Source organism: Microbulbifer rhizosphaerae, assembly GCF_014191725.1.
GTDB lineage: Bacteria > Pseudomonadota > Gammaproteobacteria > Pseudomonadales > Cellvibrionaceae > Microbulbifer > Microbulbifer rhizosphaerae.
Map to the genome: position 1 here is coordinate 29,203 of NZ_JACHWZ010000020.1, position 20,085 is coordinate 49,287.

At 60.5% G+C, this 20,085-nt stretch carries 9 protein-coding genes; 5 read left to right on the forward strand and 4 right to left on the reverse strand.

The window, feature by feature from the left end; genetic code table 11:
- Positions 1–16: 16 nt before the first annotated feature.
- Both FHS09_RS17675 and FHS09_RS17680 read left to right on the forward strand, forming a co-directional pair.
- Positions 17–427 carry a hypothetical protein gene (locus FHS09_RS17675; RefSeq protein WP_183462361.1) on the forward strand — a complete coding sequence of 137 codons (411 nt, stop codon included), beginning with the start codon at positions 17–19 and terminating at the stop codon, positions 425–427.
- A gap of 4 nt (positions 428–431) precedes the next feature.
- Positions 432–881 (forward strand): hypothetical protein, encoded by a 450-nt coding sequence (locus FHS09_RS17680; RefSeq protein ID WP_183462363.1) that lies wholly within the window; start codon positions 432–434, stop codon positions 879–881.
- A gap of 715 nt (positions 882–1,596) precedes the next feature.
- Here the strand turns inward: FHS09_RS17680 and FHS09_RS17685 are convergent.
- Together FHS09_RS17685 and FHS09_RS17690 are read right to left on the reverse strand one after the other, a co-directional pair.
- A complete protein-coding gene (locus FHS09_RS17685; protein ID WP_183462366.1) occupies positions 1,597–3,459 on the reverse strand; it encodes a sensor histidine kinase in 1,863 nt (620 codons plus the stop codon).
- A 149-nt stretch (positions 3,460–3,608) separates the two neighbouring features.
- Entirely contained in the window at positions 3,609–4,316 is a 708-nt protein-coding gene (locus FHS09_RS17690) for a response regulator (protein WP_183462368.1), read from the reverse strand.
- 235 nt (positions 4,317–4,551) lie between these two features.
- Between FHS09_RS17690 and FHS09_RS17695 the strand changes: the two genes are divergently transcribed.
- The 3 genes from FHS09_RS17695 (at position 4,552) to FHS09_RS17705 (ending at position 15,575) form a co-directional block, all read left to right on the forward strand.
- Complete coding sequence (locus FHS09_RS17695) at positions 4,552–12,708, forward strand: GLUG motif-containing protein (RefSeq protein ID WP_183462370.1); 8,157 nt, start codon at positions 4,552–4,554, stop codon at positions 12,706–12,708.
- The gene (locus FHS09_RS17700) at positions 12,705–14,315 is read left to right on the forward strand and encodes a ShlB/FhaC/HecB family hemolysin secretion/activation protein (protein ID WP_183462372.1); all 1,611 of its coding nucleotides are present in this window, start codon (positions 12,705–12,707) and stop codon (positions 14,313–14,315) included. The genes FHS09_RS17695 and FHS09_RS17700 overlap by 4 nt, the downstream gene beginning before the upstream one ends.
- 465 nt (positions 14,316–14,780) lie before the next feature.
- The gene (locus tag FHS09_RS17705) at positions 14,781–15,575 is read left to right on the forward strand and encodes a sterol desaturase family protein (protein WP_183462374.1); all 795 of its coding nucleotides are present in this window, start codon (positions 14,781–14,783) and stop codon (positions 15,573–15,575) included.
- Positions 15,576–15,636: 61 nt separating this feature from the next.
- Here the strand turns inward: FHS09_RS17705 and FHS09_RS17710 are convergent, their stop codons facing one another.
- A complete protein-coding gene (locus tag FHS09_RS17710) occupies positions 15,637–17,025 on the reverse strand; it encodes a pyridoxal phosphate-dependent decarboxylase family protein (RefSeq protein WP_183462376.1) in 1,389 nt (462 codons plus the stop codon).
- Between the two features lie 268 nt (positions 17,026–17,293).
- On the reverse strand, positions 17,294–20,056 hold the full coding sequence (locus FHS09_RS17720) for an SMP-30/gluconolactonase/LRE family protein (RefSeq protein WP_221192097.1): 2,763 nt from the start codon (positions 20,054–20,056) through the stop codon (positions 17,294–17,296).
- Between the last annotated feature and the right edge of the window lie 29 nt (positions 20,057–20,085).

The following is a 20,085-nucleotide window of genomic DNA, read 5'->3' on the forward strand; positions in this document are numbered from 1 at the left end:
CGATAGGAGGTGGACAATGAGTCACTTTATACACGAGTCAAGCTGGAAAGCCGTTGGCGGGAGTGATATTCCGCCAGGACGGCTGACGATATTTCTCGCCAATGGAACCGATGACACGCTTAATTTTGAAACAAACGAGGTGCAGGCGGGAGACGCGCGCTTTCCCGCAAACATCGAAGCCTCGTCGAGCGCGATCGCCAACGTTTGGTCGACAACCATGCCAGGCGCAACGAGCGGTGCCGCCACATGGGCGCTTGCGAACGGCGCCCGCCTCCAACTGCGTTGGGATCTTCCGCAGTACGGCAAGGATCGAGTAGAACTCAGCCTGGAAGGCAGCGATAGCTACGCCTGTGCGTGGCAGGTGGGCACCAATGAAACCAATCGTATAAGCGGCATAGCGGTCGCACTGAACAAATTGGGAGGATAAAAAGGTGACGCACAATGTAGTGTTGACGAATTCGGCGGACGTGGAAAGCGAATGGTGCGGGACGGACATTTGGGGGTGTCACGCGGGAATCACTTTGGTCAACAAGACCGGCAACCGGCTCAGCTTGGGAGATAACGGCTTTACCAACAAAAGTGCAGGCTGGTGTGAAAACCCGCCGTCGTCACTAGATAGTGGCGATCGCTATTACTTCAAGGCCACGCTGTATCCTCCGGGCTTTTGGGGGATCAAAGGCTATTTCACTTATCAAATGAACGATGCGAGCAACACCAAATACAATTTCCACTGGCATCAACCAACCATTGGCGGTTGGGGATATACCGAGAAGTTTGAAGGCGCTGCTTCAGGTAGCTATCGTTCTCACGTGAACTGGGATCCCGAACACAACATCACTCATTTTAATCTATATGTGACGATTACACTTGAGCGGGCTTGACACCGTCCCAATAGCCCTTTGATCGCCAATGAGCGGGGACGTGCTTTGTTAAGGATTTTAGCGTTTTCCACGGTGTTGGCGTCCATGGATGAGAAAGGCAGCGCCAGCGAAGGCAGGACCGGTTCAAACTGCTGGCTGTGATACAGCGATGATGCCACGGTGAAGTCCATCGGCCAGCGAATCGCCGATCGTACCGGGCTCCCGTTGGAGAACGCGGAGTCATTCCGGGTGATGCACTGCGGCAAGGAACGGGAATACCGCCCGCATTTCGACGCCTAGACCTGGGGGCCAGCGGTGTTGTAGGCGCGGCGGCCAGCGGCTGGTAACCGCACTGGTCTGCCTCAATGAAGCCCCTTCAGGCGGTGCAACTGCCTTTCCCAGACTGGGGTTGACGTTAAACCCAAACCGGAGCGCATGTTGGTGTTTCGGTGTACAACGACCGACACCAGCAAACCTTATCCCCTGAGCCTTCATGCCTGCCACTGAAGGTAAAAAATGGGCGTTCAATATGTGGTTTCGCGTAGAATCCATTTGACAGCTTTTCCGACGGGAGCGGCATCTAAGGTTTGCACCAGTGTCTTTCACCGCATCCTGCAAGGGGACTAACGGTCGCTGGCGCGCCTTACAATAGAGTCCGGTGTTTAATACCGTTACTTTAAGTGGTTTTGGGCTCCTGTAGGGCGGATAAGCGAAGCGCATCCGCAGCTCCAGCTAATCAGCCATTCTCAGCCACCAGGGATGGCGCCGGCAACAACACGGGGGATACCGGCAAGCGGATGGCGACCTGCAAGCCCTGTCCCGGTACGGAATGGGCTTGCAGGGTGCCGCCATGCGCTTCGGCCACGCGGCGGGTGAAATAATAGCCCAAGCCGCTGCCTTTTTTGCCGAGAGAAGTGCTGGCCCGGTAATAGGGTACTCCCAACTGTTTCAGTTCGTCGCTGCTCAGGCCCTCGCCTTGATCTTCGACCTGAATAAACAGTCCGCCATCATCCACCCTGGCCGACACCGTTACCTGGCTGTCCTGTGGCGTATAGCGCAAGGCATTGCCGACAAGATTGCCCACGGCCATTTCGATCATGTCTCTGTCCAGGGTATAAACGGCATCCTCCGGCAACACCAATAGTGTCACCCGTTCGCTCGTGGTTTCTCCCAGCATGTGTATCACACGTTCCAGCAGGGGGCGGAGGCGGCAGGGTACGGGTGCCAGGGCCAATGCCTTATGCTGGTCCAGCACTTCGGCGGCCAGGAAGTTATCCACCAGCCCGGAAAGCGTGCCGGTCCAGGTGCGGATTTTCTCCAGTCGAGCGCTATCGTCCGATCCGATATTTTGTAACTTGAACTGCAACATCTGCGCGGCGCGATCGATGGCCGCCAGGGGGTTGCGGAATTCGTGCGAGAGCATGGCGACAAAGCGGCGCTGTTCCTCCACCCGCTGGCTGGAAAAAAAAGCCTCCTTCTCGGCCCGGGCTTTGCCGCGTTGAATCTGGCGCAGCCGCAATGCCAAGCCCAGACTCATTACCAGCACATGCACGAAGGTTGCGTATTCATAGGCGTTGCTCGTCAGGGGATGGTAGGGAATCCAAGCCATAGTGGTGCCTATCGCCAACAGACTGCCGATGATGCTGGTGATAAAGGCAAAGAAGTAGAGCAGCAATTCAGCCTGTCGCTGCTGCCACCACAATACAACCAACAGCACCAGATTGAGGAGCGCAATGAATATGCCGATCTGCATCACCAGCGGCGCCACCAGCCGATAATAGGGTGTGGCGACAAAAGGTAGCGAACAACATCCGACCAGACCGGCGATCAGGTAAACACGGGCAATACGCGGGAAATGTTTTTTCAGGTCGAGCAGGTATACCCATAACAGCGTGATGGTGACCAGTACCCCCATGGTCCCAAAACCGGTCAACAGGTCGTTCAGCCAGGGCACGGACGAGGGAAACAGTACGGCTACATAACCATTGGTGCTCAGGAAGGCCAGGAAGAGTATGGCCACATAGCTGGCGTAAGCCAGCATGCCACCGTCCCGCAACCAGATGCCCAGCAGTAGATAGAGCACGATGGTAATGCAGAGAACCCCGAAATAGACACCGTGGTAAAGATTGGAACGGGTCTCCTGGGCGGTAAAAGCGTCCGGTCGCAGCAGTTCGGCCGTAAAATTGATCGAACTCGTGGACTGCACCCGGATATAAACCGTGACGACCGTGTCCGATAGTTCCAGCGGAACATTGAACAGACGGGTTTGCAACGGGCGATCGGCATACTTTGCATGATCACCCAGATGGTAACTGCGCAGGCTTCCATCCCGGTCGTTCACCCAGACGTCCACATTATTCAGATAGGGTTCGCCCAACGACAATATCCAGTGTCGCGCCGCGTCGGCATTACGGGCCAGACGGAAACGAAACCAGTGCGCGTCGCTGCTGTATCCGTCACTCAGGTGAATATCCTGTTTTGAAAACCCCACCTGCCCGACCTGCCTGACTTGCGCATAGGTAAGTTTTCCGGAGGCATCGACATAGCTGTCAATATAGCCGGACAGTGATGCATGCCGGGTGTCGGCGGTCAATTGCAAGGGTGCGGATTCTGCAGCGTAGCCTGCCGTTGCGCATAATAAGGACAGCACAAGTGGACAGGCGATAAAACGGAGTAGACGGATGGTGCCAGAATAAATCGACATGTCGCGGGTGCAACAGTCGAAGAAATGGCGAAGAAACACAGTGATCAACCCTTCACGCCGCATTCACCCGTGAAGGTATAGCCGCTGCCATAGCTGGAACGGATTGGAATTTCCAGCCCCAGTCGGGCCTGGAGTTTACGTCGCAAACGGCTGACGCAGTTATCCAGATTGCGCATGTTTGACAGCGTGTTGGGTTTGCCGAAGGCCTCCAGCAGCGCTTCGCGGCTGGTCGGAACACCCGGTGCCCGCATAACGCAACCCAGGAGTATCGACTCACTATGCGTTAACTCGATGTGCTCGCCACCCGGTACGGACAAGCGCCAGCTTTTCAAATTCAGCAGCCAGTCGGCCTGTATTGTTTCCTTTGCTTCAGCCTGTTGAGGCAAGCGGCGCAATACACTGCGGCAAGTGGCTTCAATGACCTCAAGCGATGCGGCTTTAACCAAATAGGCATCCGCCCCGCTTTCCAGCCCCGTTACCTGGGTGGCCTGGCTATCCAGGCCCGTCAACATAACGATGCCCGCCGTGCTGCGTGCCCGCAGCCACTGCAATGCCTGCAGGCCGTCCATTCCCGGAAGGCAGATATCCAGAATCACCAGATCGAAAGCCCTGGCGGACCAGGCCCGGAAAAGCGATTCCGCACTGGCAAAACCCTGGACCTGAAACGGGTGGAGCGTCAGGAATTCGACCAAGTCATCGCGCAGGTCATCTTCATCCTCAACGACGGCGATACGGGGTTGTGTGTATTGCACAAAGTGATTCATTGTCACGCTGAGCTTTTTATTTTCTATAACCCGTTAATAAGTTAACAGGATTTGACAGACTTTGACAGAAAACAATCGTAGCCCTGACTTATTGTCCTTATTTATTGTTACCGGCGACTAGCCTGGCGCCACAGCCCGCGCAGACCGCCATTCTCATAAAGAAGAAAGCCGAATGCGGTTGCAACGCCAGACGGGACGACGAGAAAAAAAACAGGCCACAACAATGAACCGCACCTACAAAGTCATATGGAATACAAGCCGCAACACCTGGATGGCCGCCGGCGAACTCGCCAAGGCGCAGGGTAAAAGCAAGAGCGCCATATCCAGCACATCATCCCCGTCCGCCCCCCGCATCGGCACGCTGTTGCTGGCGGCCGGGCTGTCCGTCCCCGCGCTGCCGGCCCTGGCCGAAGAACTGCCCGGCAGCGGCACCATCAGCGCCGGCAGCGGCAGCATCAGCAGCGACGGCACCGACATGATGGTGACCCAGTCCAGCGAGCGCATGTCGGTCAACTGGCTGAGCTTTTCCATCGGCGAGGGCAACTCGGTCACCTTCGACCAGCCCTCCACCTCGTCAATCGCCCTCAACCGCGTGACCGGCTCCGATGTCTCCACTATCCAGGGCGCGCTGAACGCCAACGGCCGGGTATTCCTGATCAACCCCAACGGCGTGTTATTCAACCCCACGGCACAGGTCAATGTCGGCGGCCTGGTGGCCTCCACCCTCGAGTTGAGTGACGAGGACTTTCTCGCCGGGCACCACACTTTCGAGGGCGACAGCACGGCCGCGATCACCAACGAAGGCACCATCCGCGCCGCCCAGGGTGGGGCGGTGGCACTGGTGGCCGCGCGCATCGTCAACGAGGGCGCTATCGAGGCCCCCGGCGGCACCGTGGCGCTGGGTTCCGGCAGCCGCGTTACCCTCGATCTGGGCGGCCCGGTCAAGCTGCAGGTGGAAAAGGGTGCACTGGATGGCCTGATCGAACAGGGCGGCGCCATCCGGGCCGGCGGCGGCCAGGTCTACCTGACCGCCAAGGCAGCAGATGGCCTGGCTTCCAGCGTGATCAACCACACCGGCGTCACCGAGGCGCGTACCCTGGCCAGTGGTGAGAACGGCGAGATCGTTCTGCTTGGCGATATGGACAATGGCGAAGTCAATGTGGCGGGCACCCTCGACGCCTCCGCCCCGGATGGCGGCGACGGCGGCTTTATCGAAACCTCCGCGGCCAAGGTGCGCGTGGCCGACGGCACCGCCATCACCACCCTGGCGGCGGACGGCGCCACCGGCACCTGGCTGATCGACCCCAAGGACTACACCATCGCCGCATCGGGCGGCGATATCACCGGCGCAACGCTGTCCAGCCAGCTCGGCAGCAGCGGCGTCATGATCGAAAGCGTGAACGGCGCCGCCGACGGCAACGGCGATATTTTCGTCAACGATACCGTCAGTTGGTCGGCCAACGCCCTGGTCCTGCGGGCTGATCGCAATATCGAAATCAACGCGGAAATGAACGCCTCCGACAGCGCCGGGCTGGCACTGGAATACAACCGGGCCGGCGGTGGCGGCGATTATTTCGTTAACGCGCCCGTCAATCTCGCCTCGAGCGGGAATTTCTCCACCAAGGACGGCAGCGCGGACAGCGTCCAGTACATCATTATCACCGACCTGGGGGAGCAGGGCAGCACCGAGGCCGACCTGCAGGGGATGAGCAACAATCCTTCCTTCAATTATGTGCTGGGTGCGGATATCGACGCCGGCGATACCGCAGGCTGGAATGCCGGCGCGGGGTTCGAGCCGGTGGGCACGGGCACTGCCGGGAATGCGTTTACCGGCCGTTTCGACGGCCTCGGCCACACCATCAGCGATCTGACTATTAACCGCCCGGACACCAATCAGGTCGGCTTGTTCGGCGTCACCAGAGGCGCGACCCTTCGCAATGTCGGGCTTGTTGGCGGCAGCGTGACGGGGGGGGCTTTCGATGTCGGCGGGCTGGTGGGGGTGAACGGGAACTCGTCCAGCATCAGCAACGCCTACACCACCGGCAGAGTGACGGGGGATGCCAATGTCGGCGGGCTGGTGGGGAGTAACAACGGCTCCAGCATCAGCAACGCCTACACCACCGGCAGCGTGATGGGGAATGTCGAGTTTGTCGGCGGGCTGGTGGGGCTGAACGATGACTCCTCCATCATCAACGCTTACGCCACCGGCAACGTGACAGGGGCTTTCGGTGTCGGCGGGCTGGTGGGGTGGAACAACGCCTCCACCATTAGTAATGCCTACGTCACCGGCAGCGTGACGGGCGATAACGATGTCGGCGGGTTAATGGGGCGTAACGGCCCCGGCTCCACGGTCACGGATTCCTACTGGAATACGGACACCAGCAATCAGTCCTTCGGCATTGGTTCTGACCCGGACAATCAGACCGTGACCGGCCTGACCACGGCGCAAATGTTGAACGCCGCCAGTTTCGACGGCTTCGATTTCACCACCACCTGGAGCATCAAGGAAGGCCAGACCAGCCCCTATATCGCCTCCCACACGCGGCATTCCGTTTTGCTGAGTGACAGTGAGGCCTATTTATCGGTGAAGACATTGGATGAATTGCAGGCGATGAACAGCGACCTGTCCGGCAATTATGTGTTGTTCAACGATATTGACGCCGGCGATACCGCAGGCTGGAACGCCGGCGCGGGGTTCGAGCCGGTGGGCACGGGCACTTCCGGGAGTGAGTTTACCGGCCGCTTCGACGGCCTCGGCCACAACATCGGCGATCTAACCATCAATCGCGACAGCACCACTGGTGTCGGCCTGTTCGGCTTCACCAGCGGCGCGACCCTTCGCAATGTCGGGCTTGTTGGCGGCAGCGTGACGGGGCAGACCAATGTCGGCGCGTTGGTGGGGCGAAGCTCCTCCTCCACCATCAGCAACGCCTACGCCACCGGCAGTGTGACGGGGCGTTTCTATGTCGGCGGGTTGGTGGGGATGAACTTCCAATCCAGCATCAGCAACGCCTACGCCACCGGCAGCGTGTCGAGCCTATTTTTGGGTGCCGGCGGGTTAGTGGGGTGGAACAAATCCTCCGCCATCAGCAACGCCTACGCCACCAATAGTGTGAAAGGCAATGACTTTGTCGGCGGGCTGGTGGGGGAGAACGAGGACCACTCCACTATCAGCAACGCCTACGCCACCGGCAGCGTGACAGGAGATACCAGTGTCGGCGGATTGATAGGGGATAACGACTTCTCCTCCTTGGTAAGCAATTCCTACTGGAATACGGAGACCAGCGGGCAGTCCGCCGGCATTGGCGCTGACGATAACAATCAGACGGTGACCGGCCTGACCACAGCGGATATGTTGAACGCCGCCAATTTCGGTGGATTCGATTTCGCCGCTAGCTGGAGCATCAAGGAGGGCCAGACCAGCCCCTATATCACCGCCAATGCCCGGCATTCCGTTTTGCTGAGTGACGGTGCGGCCTATTTATCGGTGAAGACACTGGATGAATTGCAGGCTATGAACAGCGACCTGTCCGGCAATTATGTGTTGTTCAACGATATCGACGCCGGCGACACCGCAAGCTGGAACGCCGGCCAGGGGTTTGCCCCGGTGGGCACTGCTTCTTTTATTGGGGAGAATCCGTTTACCGGCCGTTTCGACGGCCTCGGCCATACCATTAGCGATCTGACCATCGCTGCTAGCGACGACATTGGCGTCGGTCTCTTCGGCGCTACCGACGGCGCGACCCTCCGCAATGTCGGGCTCGTTGGCGGCAACGTGACGGGGAATGGCTGGGTTGGCAGCCTGGTGGGGTGGAACCTTTCCTCCACCATCAGCAACGCCTATGCCACCGGCAGCGTGACGGGAGCTACCGATGTCGGCGGACTGGTGGGATTGAACGACGGCTCCACCATCAGCAACGCCTACGCCACCGGTTGGGTGGCGGGGACGGGGTTCGATCCGGATACCAGTGGCCGGGTTGGCGGGCTGGTGGGGCAGAACACAAATGCCTCCGAAATCCGCGACGCCTACGCCACCGGCACCGTGGAGGGGGCTGGCGAGATCGGCGGGCTGGTGGGACTGAACGACTCCTCCACCATCAGCGGTGCCTATGCCACCGGCACCTTACGGGGGTTGCGCGATCTCGGCGGGCTGGTGGGGCGGAGCATCTCCTCCGGCATCAGCAATGCCTACGCCACCGGCAGTGTGGGAGTGGAGAGTGTGAGTATCAATGTCGGCGGACTGGTGGGGGTAAACGACGGCTCCACTATCAGCAACGCCTACGCCACCGGTAGTGTGAAAGGCGTTGAAGTTGTCGGCGGGCTGGTGGGGGAGAACGTCGACTCCACGGTAACGAATTCCTACTGGAATACGGAGACCAGCGAACACGCCTCCGGCATTGGCACTGACAACAACGGTCAGACCGTGACCGGCCTGACCACGGCGGACATGTTGAATGCCGCCAATTTCGGTGGCTTCGATTTCGCCGCTACCTGGAGCATCAAGGAGGGCCAAACCAGCCCCTATATCACCTCCCACACGCGGCACTCGGTTTTGCTAAGTGATGGCGCGGCCTATTTGTCGGTGAAAACACTGGATGAATTGCAGGCCATGAACAGCGACTTGGCCGGCAACTATGTGCTGTTCAATGATATCGAGGCCGGCGAGACTGCAAGCTGGAACGCCGGCGAGGGATTCGACCCGGTGGGCACCGCCGACGCGTTTAATGAATTTACCGGTCGTTTCGACGGCCTCGACCACACCATCAGCGATCTGACCATCGATCGCCCCGATACCGATTCTGTCGGCCTGTTCGGTGCTATCAACGGCGCGATCCTCCGCAATATCGGGCTCGTTGGCGGCAGCGTGACGGGGAATGGCCGGGTCGGCGGGCTGGTGGGGCAAAGCAGCTTCTCCTCCAGCATCAGCAACGTCTATACCACCGGTAATGTGTCGGGGCGTAGAGATACCGGCGGACTGGTGGGGAGGAACTTCGAATCCGACATCAGTAATTCCTACACCACCGGCAGCGTGACGGGCACAGGCACAGGTTTGGAGACCGGTAGCAGTATCGGCGGTCTGGTGGGGTCGAACAAATCTTCCACCATCAGCGACGCATACGCCACCGGCAGCGTGTCGGGGAATAGTATCCATGTCGGCGGGCTGGTAGGGGAGAACGACGACTCCACCATCGACAACGCCTATGCCACCGGCAGCGTGTCCGGGCTTAGTCAGGTTGGCGGCCTGGTGGGGCTGAACTATTACTCCAACGACTCCTCCACCATCAGCAATGCCTACGCCACCGGCAGCGTGACGGCCGAAGATGTCGACAACCTATTTGCGAATAGCAGGGCCGGGGGGCTGGTGGGGGAGAACCGGGGCTCCGGCATCATCAACGCCTACGCCACCGGCAACGTGACGGGGAATCTACGAAGTGTCGGTGGTCTGGTGGGGTTGAACACCGGCTCCTCCACCATCAGCAACACCTACGCCACCGGCAGCGTGGCGGGGAGCAGCAATGTCGGCGGGCTGGTGGGCTCGAACGACTCCTCCACGATAGCGAATTCCTACTGGAATGCGCAGACCAGCAGTCAGTCCTCAGGCATCGGCTCTGACAACAACGGTCAGCCAACGACCGGCCTGAGCACGGCGGAAATGCTGAACGCCGGCAACTTCGGCTTTGATTTCGACAATACCTGGAGCATCAAGGAGGGCCAGACCAGCCCCTATATCACCTCCCACACGCGGCATTCGGTTTTGCTGAGTGACGGCGCGGCCTATTTATCGGTGAAGACACTGGATGAATTGCAGGCCATGAACAGCGATCTGGCCGGCAACTACGTGCTGTTCAATGATATCGACGCCGGCGATACCGCAAGCTGGAACGGCGAGACGGGGTTCGATCCTGTGGGCAATGACGGGAATGCGTTTACCGGCCGTTTTGACGGGCTGGGCCACACCGTCAGCGATCTGACCATCGATCGCCCCGACACCGATTATGTCGGCCTGTTCGGATATACCAGCGGCGCGACCCTGCGCAATGTCGGGCTCGTTGGTGGCAGCGTGACGGGTAAAGATTTTGTCGGCGGACTGGCGGGGCGGAACGGCAGATCGTCCAGCATCAGCAACGCCTACACTACCGGTAGCGTGGTGGGGAGTGGCGACTATGTCGGCGGACTGGCGGGGATTAACTCCAACTCCACCATCAGCAACGCTTACGCCACCGGCAGCGTGAGGGGCGGAGGCAAGAATATCGGCGGGCTGGCGGGGGGTAACGTCGTCTCCACCATCAGCAACGCCTACGCCTCCGGCAGCGTGACGGGCGATAGCGGTGTCGGTGGGCTGGTGGGGCGGAACGACCAGGCCGCTATCAGCAACGCCTACGCCAACGGCAGCGTGTCGGGTAACACCAAGGTCGGCGGGCTGGTGGGGGACAGGAGCCTCATCTTGACCTCGGTCAGGGATTCCTACTGGAATACGGAGACCAGCGGCCAGGGGTCGAGCGCGGGCGGAACCGGCCTGACCACGGCGGAGATGCAAAATCCCTTCACTTTCATCGATGCGGGTTGGGATTTCGAGACTGTCTGGGGCAAGTCCAGTAACAGCGATACGCCTGAAAACAGCGGCTATATGATGCTGCGCGAGGTCGGTGTCAGCAGCGACGCGCTGTATGACGATTACGTCAAACTGTCCGGCAACACCTCCAAGACCTATGGTGACGCCAACCCGGCGCTCGCCGGCATTACGCTGGACGGCCTTGGAACGGACAATGTCTCGCTCGAATGGGACAGCGCCATCACGAATACCACCGATGCCGGAACCTATGCCTATTCCGGCGCTGGTGTCCTCGATGTCACCACCGTTTCTGCAAACGGTGTTTACGTGGATTACGGCGCGGGCAACCTGACTATCGACAAGGCGGCTTTGACCGTCACTGCCAATGACGCCGGCAAGACCTACGACGGCCAGGCCTTCAACGGCGGCAACGGCGTCACCTACGCCGGGTTCGTGGCGAATGAAGACGAGAGCGTGCTCGGCGGCAGCCTCAGCTTTGGCGGCACAGCGCAAAACGCCGTGAATGCCGGCAGCTACACCCTCATCGCCGCCGGCCTGTCGTCGGACAACTACGTCATCGATTATGCCAACGGAACCCTGACGGTAAACCAGGCAACCATCGCCAACATCACCGGTATCACCGCTGAGCACAAGACCTACGACGGCACCACCGATGCGACACTCGATGCGTCCGGCGCAGGCTTCACCGGCATCGTCTCCGGCGACACGCTCACCGTCGCCACGGCCACCGGCGCCTTCGCCGACAAGAATGCCGGCAGCGGCAAGACGGTGAATATAAGCGGTCTGACCCTGGGCGGTGATGACGCGGGCAACTACAGGCTCGACAGCGACACCGCCACCACCACTGCGGATATCGACAAGGCGACCATCGCCAACATCACCGGTATCACCGCTGGGGACAAGATCTATGACGGCACCACCGACGCGACACTCGTTGCATCGAGGGTCGGCTTCGACGGCATGGTCTCCGGCGATACGCTTATCATCGACGTCGACGCGGCCACCGGCACCTTCGCCGACAAGAATGCCGGTAGCGGCAAAACGGTGAATATCACTGGCCTGATCCTGGGTGGCGATGACGCGGGCAACTACACACTTGCCGGCGACACCACCACCACTGCCGATATCAACAAGGCGACCATCGCCAATATCACCGGTATCACCGCTGAGGACAAGACCTACGACGGCACCACCGACGCGACACTCGATGCGTCCGGCGCGGGCTTCACCGGCATCATCTCCGGCGACACCCTCACCGTCGCCACGGCCACCGGCGCCTTCGCCGACAAGAACGTCGGTAGTGGCAAGACGGTCACGATCGGCGGCCTGACCCTGGGCGGCGACGATGCGGGCAACTACACACTTGCCGACGACGCTTCCACCACCGCCGCCGATATCGACAGGGCCGCACTTTCCATCACCGCCAATGACGCAGACAAGAGCTATGACGGCCAGGCGTTCACCGGCGGCAATGGCGTGAGCTACGCCGGGTTCGTGGCGGGCGAAGACGAGCGCGTACTCGGTGGCGGCCTCAGCTTTGGCGGCACGGCACAAGGCGCGGTGGATGCGGGCACCTATACCCTTACCGCATCCGGCTTTACCTCGGACAACTATGACATCGCCTACAACAACGGCACCTTGACCGTAAGCAGCTCGGTGTCGGCACCGGCGGACGCGATTATCAAGCAGACACTGGAGTTCGCCTCCAGCGCCGTGTTACCGCATGACGTCCGCAAGATTTTTGTCGACGGCACCGGTATCCGGGTATGGGGGAGCGAGTTCGATGATGGAGAGGAAGACCAATGAGCCACACTGCAACCCGAAAACCATTATCAGTCTCCCTCCTGATCCTGCTGGGGCTGGCGCCGCTGGGTGCACAAGCGGCACCACCGGACGCCGGCCGCATTATGCGGGACACTCTGTCCGTGACCCCTTACGAACCGCTGGGGCCCTCGGTATCGTTTGAGCTGGATGTCGCACCGCTCGAAGAAAGTGAACAAGGTGGCGCGCGGGTGCGTGTGACGCGTATCGAACTCAGCGGCCACAGCGTGTTTGACGAAGCCACCCTGCAAGCCGTGGTGGCCGATGCATTGACAACCGAGCAGGATCTGGCGGGACTGCGCGGCATCGCCAACCGCCTCACCCGCTACTACCGCGACCGGGGCTACCCTTTCGCCCGCGCCATTCTGCCGCCGCAGACCCTGCAGGACGGCGTCCTCAGGATCACCCTGCTCGAAGGCCGCTATGGCGCCGTGCGCGGAGACGGCGCCCTGGCCGCACAGGCACAGCCCTGGCTGGACACCCTGCAATCGGGCGACGTGATCGCCGCCGATCCGCTGGAACGCACCACCCTGCTGCTGGGCGACCTGCCCGGTATCGAGACGGTGCCGGTGATGCGCCCCGGCGATACCCTCGGCAGCGGCGACCTGGCTGTGAAAGTCACCCCCGGCGAGCAGCTGCAAACCACCTTCGGCACCGACAACCACGGCAGCCGTACCTCCGGCGAAGGCCGCGCCCATATCGGTGTATTGGCCAATCGGCTGTTCACGCTGGGGGACGAACTGAATGTCACCGCACTCTATAGCGAGGAAGATCTCTGGCTGGGCCGGGTCGCCTATTCCCTGCCGCTGGGCCATAGCGGGCTGCGGGGTGAACTCGCCTATGCGCGTACCGAATACAACCTGCGCGAACCCTTCACCGGTTTCACCGGCACGGCGGATATCGGCAGCGCCCGCCTGAGCTACCCCTTTATCCGCAGCCACCAGGGCAATCTCACGGCCTCCCTGTCCTACCGCTACAAAACGCTGGATGACCGGCTGCTTGACGTCAGCTACCAGCGCAGGGATAGCGACAGCGGCTCCATCGCCCTGCAATTCGATCGCCGCGACACCCTCGGCGGCGGTGGCATCAGCTACGGCGAAATCGGCATCACCAGCGGCGACCTGAGCAACGATACCAATGGAACCACCGAAGGCGGATTCAGCTACCTTGGCCTGGATCTGTCACGCCTGCAGAGCCTGCCCGGATCGTTTTCGCTATGGGCGAACGCCCGGGTCCAGTGGGCGGACACCCAGCTCGACTCCTCGGAGGCGATGAGCCTCGGCGGCGCCAACGGCGTGCGCGCCTATCCGCAGGGAGAAGTCTCCGGCAGCCGCGCCTGGCTGGCGCGGCTGGAAACCCGCTACCACGCCGCGGCGCAAGTCACCCCCTACCTGTTCTACGACCACGGCCGGCGTGCCGGATATCTCGACGAGCCGGGCGAGCGCCTGGCCGGCGGCGGCCTCGGCCTGCGCTACAGCGGCGCGGCCTGGAGCCTGGACGCCGCAATGGCGTTCCAGACCACCGGCGAGACGGCAACGGAGGACGAGCAGCGGGACCCGCGTTTCTGGCTCCAGGCGACTTATAGGCTCTGAACACGATATATGAAGTTTTGCAGTAACTACCCTCCCCTCTCCCGCTTGCGGGGGAGGGGCCGGGGGAGGGGGCGCTGACCGGCTCCCCCTCTCCCTACCCAAAGGGGGAGAGGGGACTGTCGGGGTGATCAGTGCCATTGGGCCCTGAACCCTACTGCCCACAGGGTGAGGGTGGCGAGCCCTCGCCCGGATAAAAAACCCCGCTGTTTGAAATCCGTCAGGGATTTTTCACTTTCCGCAAGCACTCCTGCCAACAATCCTCCAGACTCTGGCGCTGCCCCTTGTAGGAGCGGCCGCTGGCCGCGACAAATTTGCCTGGAACAAATTTGGACGCCGGAGGCGCCCGAAGGGTGAGTGTCAGGGATGGCGCGCGAATCAGCGACTGTGAAATACACCACCACCGATCGCGACCAGCGGCCGCTCCTACAGGGGAAAGTCCCGGCAGAAAAATAACAAGGTGAGACTATGGAATTCCTGTGGGATCTGGCCCGGGACTGGGCCGTGCACTTCCAGCGTGACCTCTTCCGCTACCTGCTGGCCACCACCTGCGTCAGCCTGGCGGTGAGCTGGCTGTTTCGCCGTTGGATGGACCGGCGCCGCATTCAAAGACGCCGCGCCGGCTGGCGGGACATCCGCAGGGAATTCAGCTACTCCATGCTCACCCTGTGCGTCTTCGCCACCATGGGCGTGATCACCGGCATTCTCTACGACTGGGGAGTGGTGCAGCTCTACCGCGACAGGAGCCTGTATCCGCTGTGGTGGAACCTGGCCAGCCTGCCGCTGGTGATACTACTGCACGATGCCTATTTCTATTGGGCGCACCGCGCCATGCACCACCCCAAGCTGTTCAGACACTTCCACCGCCTGCACCACCTGTCGCGCACCCCCACACCCTGGGCCGCCTACAGCTTTTCCGTGGGCGAGGCCTTCCTGATGGCGATATTCTCGCCGCTGGCAATGATACTGCTGCCGCTGCACTTGCTCGTCTGGTTGTCGTTTCTCTTTATCATGATTTTCCGCAACGCCATGCTGCACGCCAGCTGCGAATTCCATCCGCGGGGCTGGGTGGACGGCCCCCTCGACCTGCTCACCACCACCACCCACCACGACCTGCACCACCAACGCTTCCATGGCAATTACGGTTTCTATTTCACCTGGTGGGATCGCTGGATGGGCACCGAACTCAGGAATTACAAACAGGCGTTCCGCCAAGCAGCTGGAAGAGAGATAGAAGACAGCGGCGAAGCGGCGCCGGTTTAATAATTGCGGCTGATCGGCAGATAACCGCATGCTTATGCGCGGCCCTCCGGGCCGCGCTTTTTTAAATGGGCGATTCGCCTTTGGCCATATTTTCCAGCAGGCCGGTCACCCGGTCCACATCGGCCGACGTCGTGGACCAGTTGCTGAAAGCCGCGCGCACGGCATCCGTTCCCTGCCATCGCCCCGGGGTCACAAACACAGTGCCGGTGGCGTTCACTCTCTTCAGCCAGCCGGTCAGGTCATCGACATTGGCGGGGCGAAACACCACCACATTCAGCTTGCAGGGCGTCAGCAGTTCGTAGTCCGGCGAAGCCTCCAGCCAGTCGGCCAGCCGCGCCGCCTGTTGGCAGTTGCCGGCCACCATCTCCTCGACGCCGGCCCTGCCGTAGGCCTGCAGGCTGAACCAGATCGGCAGGGCGCGAAAGCGCCTCGAGTTTTCCACCCCGCGATTCATAAAGCTCGGCAGGGCACTGTCGTTCACCAAGTAGGGAGAGGATACCGAGAGCACCTGCTCCAGCAGGCGTGTGTGAGGCGTCAGGAAAATGCCGCTGTCGTAGGGGACGTTGAGCCACTTGTGGCCGTCACAGGTAATCGAATCGGCGCGTTCGAGGCCGTCCGTCCAGTTTCGCTTGTCTTCCAACAGCCGCGAAAAAATCCCGAAGGCGCCGTCCACGTGCAGCCAGGCACGATGCTTCTGGCAGAGATCGGCGATCGCGGACAGATCGTCGAAATCGGTACCCGTCACGGTGCCGGCACTGGCCAGGACGATTTTCCCCGGACTGCCGCTGGCGGACAGGGCGTACTCCAGCGCGGAAAGGCTCATCTTTTCCGAATCCGGTTCACAGGCGACGGACATCAGGCTGTCCCTGCCCAACCCCGCAATCGCCAACCCCTTCAGGCTGCTGGCGTGGGGACAGGCGGAAAACACGTGGATGAGCGTACCGGCCAGGCCCGAGGCCGCCACATCGATCCCCTGGGCCTCACCGGCAAACTGGCGACCGCAGAGTATCCCGAGCAGATTGGCGCTGGTGGCGCCGCTGGTAAGGCTGCCGCTGAACGTCTCGGGCAGCTGGAACAGCTGGCGCAGCCAGTCGAGCACCTGCACCTCCACCGCAGGGGCGATGGAATCGCCGGCGATCGAAAGATTCTGGTCGGTGACGCTGCTCAGCCAGTCTCCCAGCAACGCGGCCGGGGTCGCGCCGCCGGTGACGAATCCCCAATAGCGGGGACCCGCCGAGGCCGACAGGTAGGGGAGTAATTCTTCGCGAAAATGGTCGAGCGTCTTTTCACTTCCCACCCCCTGCTCCGGCAACAGGCCGGATGGCAGATCGGGAGGCGCGACACAGGCAGACGGCCGTTCCGTCAGGGAGTCCACGAAATCCAGACTGGTGTCCAACGCCCGCTCCAGCAGGCCGGCCAGATCCGATGATTCGCTGTCCATCAGGGACATCCTCTTCTCCCTTTTCATCGGCCGCGAATAAATCGCGGCGCGTTTGTCAGTCCTGGAACAACAACTCCAGCGGATAGCCGGTAAACGGCTTGGTTTTCTCCATCACCAGACGGGACATCATGTGCGAGATGGCCGCATCCTCGTCGGTCAGTCCCGGACACACGGTTGAAGCCGGCGGCGTCCGGGCACACGAAGTGCAGCATATAATCGAACTCGCAGGACATCTATACGCAGGGCCGCTGAAGCGGCCTCAGGATATTGTAATATTTTAATACGGCGTTCCTGTTACGTCCAAACCGATTTTCCATACCCGTCCTTCACCGGTGATATATAGAGTTTTACCATCGTCACCGCCAAATGCCGCATTGGTTACCTTGGCATCCACGCTGATGGTTGCCAACTGGCTGCCATTGGGGCCGAATACTCTCAGGCGTTGAGCATTATATTCGGCAATATAAATGTTTCCGTGACAATCGACAGTCATGCCGTCGGGTACCATCAATCCCTGGACAAGGTCAGTGCCAGGGAACACCTGGCCATTGATGATGGGATAGGTCCGCAACACGCTGGAATTGCCGTTGACGTAAAGCACGTCGTTTTCCGGTGACAGCGCAACGCCGTTCGGGTTGTTTAACGAACCATCGATCAGGCTCACCTCGCCGTTCACATCAATGCGGTATACTCCCGTGACAGGCTGACCGCCTGCTGCGGGATCGTGTTGAAAATCGGGGTCGGTAAAGTAAATAGTTCCGTCATTGGCGATCGCCAGATCATTTGGCGAATTAAAGACGTTGCCATTATAGGTTGACGCCACCGCTGTGCGATTTCCAGTAGTGAATTCGTATCGGGAAATGCCGCTGTACTTGTGGGTGGCGGCAACAATATCGCCCTGCGCATCAACCGCCAACCCATTACTGCCGCTGTCGGCGATCTGAGTTGTCATCACACCCGCAGTAGTCAGCTTCTGAATGCGTGAAGGAAAACCGGCGGAGAAGGTAAAGTCGGAAAAATACAGCGCGCCGTCAATCCACACAGCGCCTTCGTACAAGCTGGCTTCAGTGCGTGTCGAATTGGCACCTTCGACGGCCGTGGCGGCCAGGAACCCTGAAGGCGGCTCCCCGCAAGCCAGGCCGCCGGAACTGGAACTCGAAGAACTGCTCGAGGACGAGCTGGAACTACCACTGCCGGTGGTTCCAAAGCCGATATGGCCGTTGCAGTGCAGCCACTCACTGTTGGAGCCGCCACCACACTGGTTGTTGGCCCAGACACCAGTGTTGACGCTCTGGTTTTCCGCCTGGCGGGTCTCATCGTTCACCTGGATGTAGTCCACCTGAACATCCCGGCCGCCGGCATCGTTATCGAACTCGACCTGGATCTCGCCGGTGGCGTCACCACGATAGACGTAGTCCTGGTAGCCGGTGCTCAGGATCCAGTTCGCGACCGTCGAACCGCCCACTACCAGGTTGATATGCTCGCTGCCGGCGGTGCCGCGGGCGCGAACCGTGATGCCGCCGCTGCTGCTGGAACCGCTGCCCGAGGACGACGAAGAAGACGAGCTGGAGCTGGACGAGCCACTGCCCGAGGAGCCGGACGAGCTGCTACTGGAAGACGAGTTGGAGCTTGAGGCGCTGCTGCTCGAAGACGAGGAACTACTGCTCGAACTCGATGAACTGCTGGAAGACGAACTGGAACTACCGGATGGTGGGTTGTCGCACCCGATGGGCGCATCCGCGACTACGACGTCGTCCATCCAAACATCGGCATTATTGTTGCTGAAACTATGCCAGCCAAACATGACGTAATTAAACTTGCCGTCCAACCACCGCGTATTTCCGCCTACACCGCCGTTGTTCCAGTCGTCAATTGAGTCGATGACATGGACCAATTGCCCGTCAACCCAGGCACGCAACTCGTGATACGGGCGATCGCCGCCCAGCATCCCGACTTCGACGCAGTGCCATTCATTGGCGGTGATTTCAGGGCCGCTGAACCACTGGCTTTGCGGCGGGGAAATGTCGTCACTGGGAACCTCGTTGGTGCCGAGGTGGCCTTTGATCTGGCCGAATCGTATTTCATCGTTGGCATCGGGCGTTGCCTTGATTCCCATAATGTGTTCGTGATTGTCACCGGCTTCGTTGCCGAGTTTCTTGCTCATGTAAACCCGGGCACGCAGGTAAACGGTATCGGTGCCCGGCGGAAGCGCGCGCACGATCTGCGCCGGGGCGGCACCGCCCTTGAAATGAACAGACTTGGTGCCGCTGAAAGCCCGCGTGTCATCCACCAGGGCGTACCGCGGCTGGCTGATGTTGTTGCTGTTGTTGAATACCCAGCCTATAAAGTTGTCCCAACCGGCCGGTTGCTCGTCAACGGCGTCCAGTTCAAAGCTGGAATTAAAGAAGCTCCCACCTGACGAAGAACCCGAACTGCTGCTCGATGAGCTGCTGGAGGACGAACTGCTGGACGATGAACTGGAACTGCCCGAACTGCTGCTAGATGAAGAGCTGCCGGATGAGGCACCATCCGGCTCGGTGCCCCAGACCAGGCTGCCGTTGCGGTAGAGCGTTATCCGATCCCAGTTGGCATAGGCCGTCTTGGTCGGATCGAATGAGTAATCGTCGGACTCGTCGAAGCTGGTCCAATTGTCCTTGGCCAAGCGGTTCTGGATATCGCCGGTATTGCCGCCCGCGGCGATGCTGCCGCCGCTGAAACTGAGTTCGAGGTAATTATCCGCACCCGTCACTGCCGGAATGGAATGGAAGGAACCCGAGATGTTGCTGCAGCCAATCTGCGACCAGTCACACCAGTGGTTCTGCGGCCGGCCGCCTTCATTGGTGTACCAATAGCGGACGGTCAACTCGCTCAAGGGCACCGAACTGGAACTCTCGTTGACGATTCGCAGGTGCGGCTTGATCTGGTTATCGCCGGCGCTGGTGTCGGCGGCCCTGTACTGAACCACCAGGTTCTGAGCCAATGCCTGGCCTGCCAACAATGACCAGGAAAGCAGCATGCATACTCCAATGAATGATTTCATTTAATCTTCTCCGTAAAGGTCGGAACTGA

What these genes read in the sequence shown, in the direction of transcription:
- FHS09_RS17695 (WP_183462370.1), top strand. Translation starts at nt 4,552, where the DNA reads ATGAACCGCACCTACAAAGTCATATGGAATACAAGCCGCAACACCTGG.
- FHS09_RS17720 (WP_221192097.1), bottom strand. Translation starts at nt 20,056, where the DNA reads ATGAAATCATTCATTGGAGTATGCATGCTGCTTTCCTGGTCATTGTTG.
- FHS09_RS17710 (WP_183462376.1), bottom strand. Translation starts at nt 17,025, where the DNA reads ATGTCCCTGATGGACAGCGAATCATCGGATCTGGCCGGCCTGCTGGAG.
- FHS09_RS17675 (WP_183462361.1), top strand. Translation starts at nt 17, where the DNA reads ATGAGTCACTTTATACACGAGTCAAGCTGGAAAGCCGTTGGCGGGAGT.
- FHS09_RS17705 (WP_183462374.1), top strand. Translation starts at nt 14,781, where the DNA reads ATGGAATTCCTGTGGGATCTGGCCCGGGACTGGGCCGTGCACTTCCAG.
- FHS09_RS17700 (WP_183462372.1), top strand. Translation starts at nt 12,705, where the DNA reads ATGAGCCACACTGCAACCCGAAAACCATTATCAGTCTCCCTCCTGATC.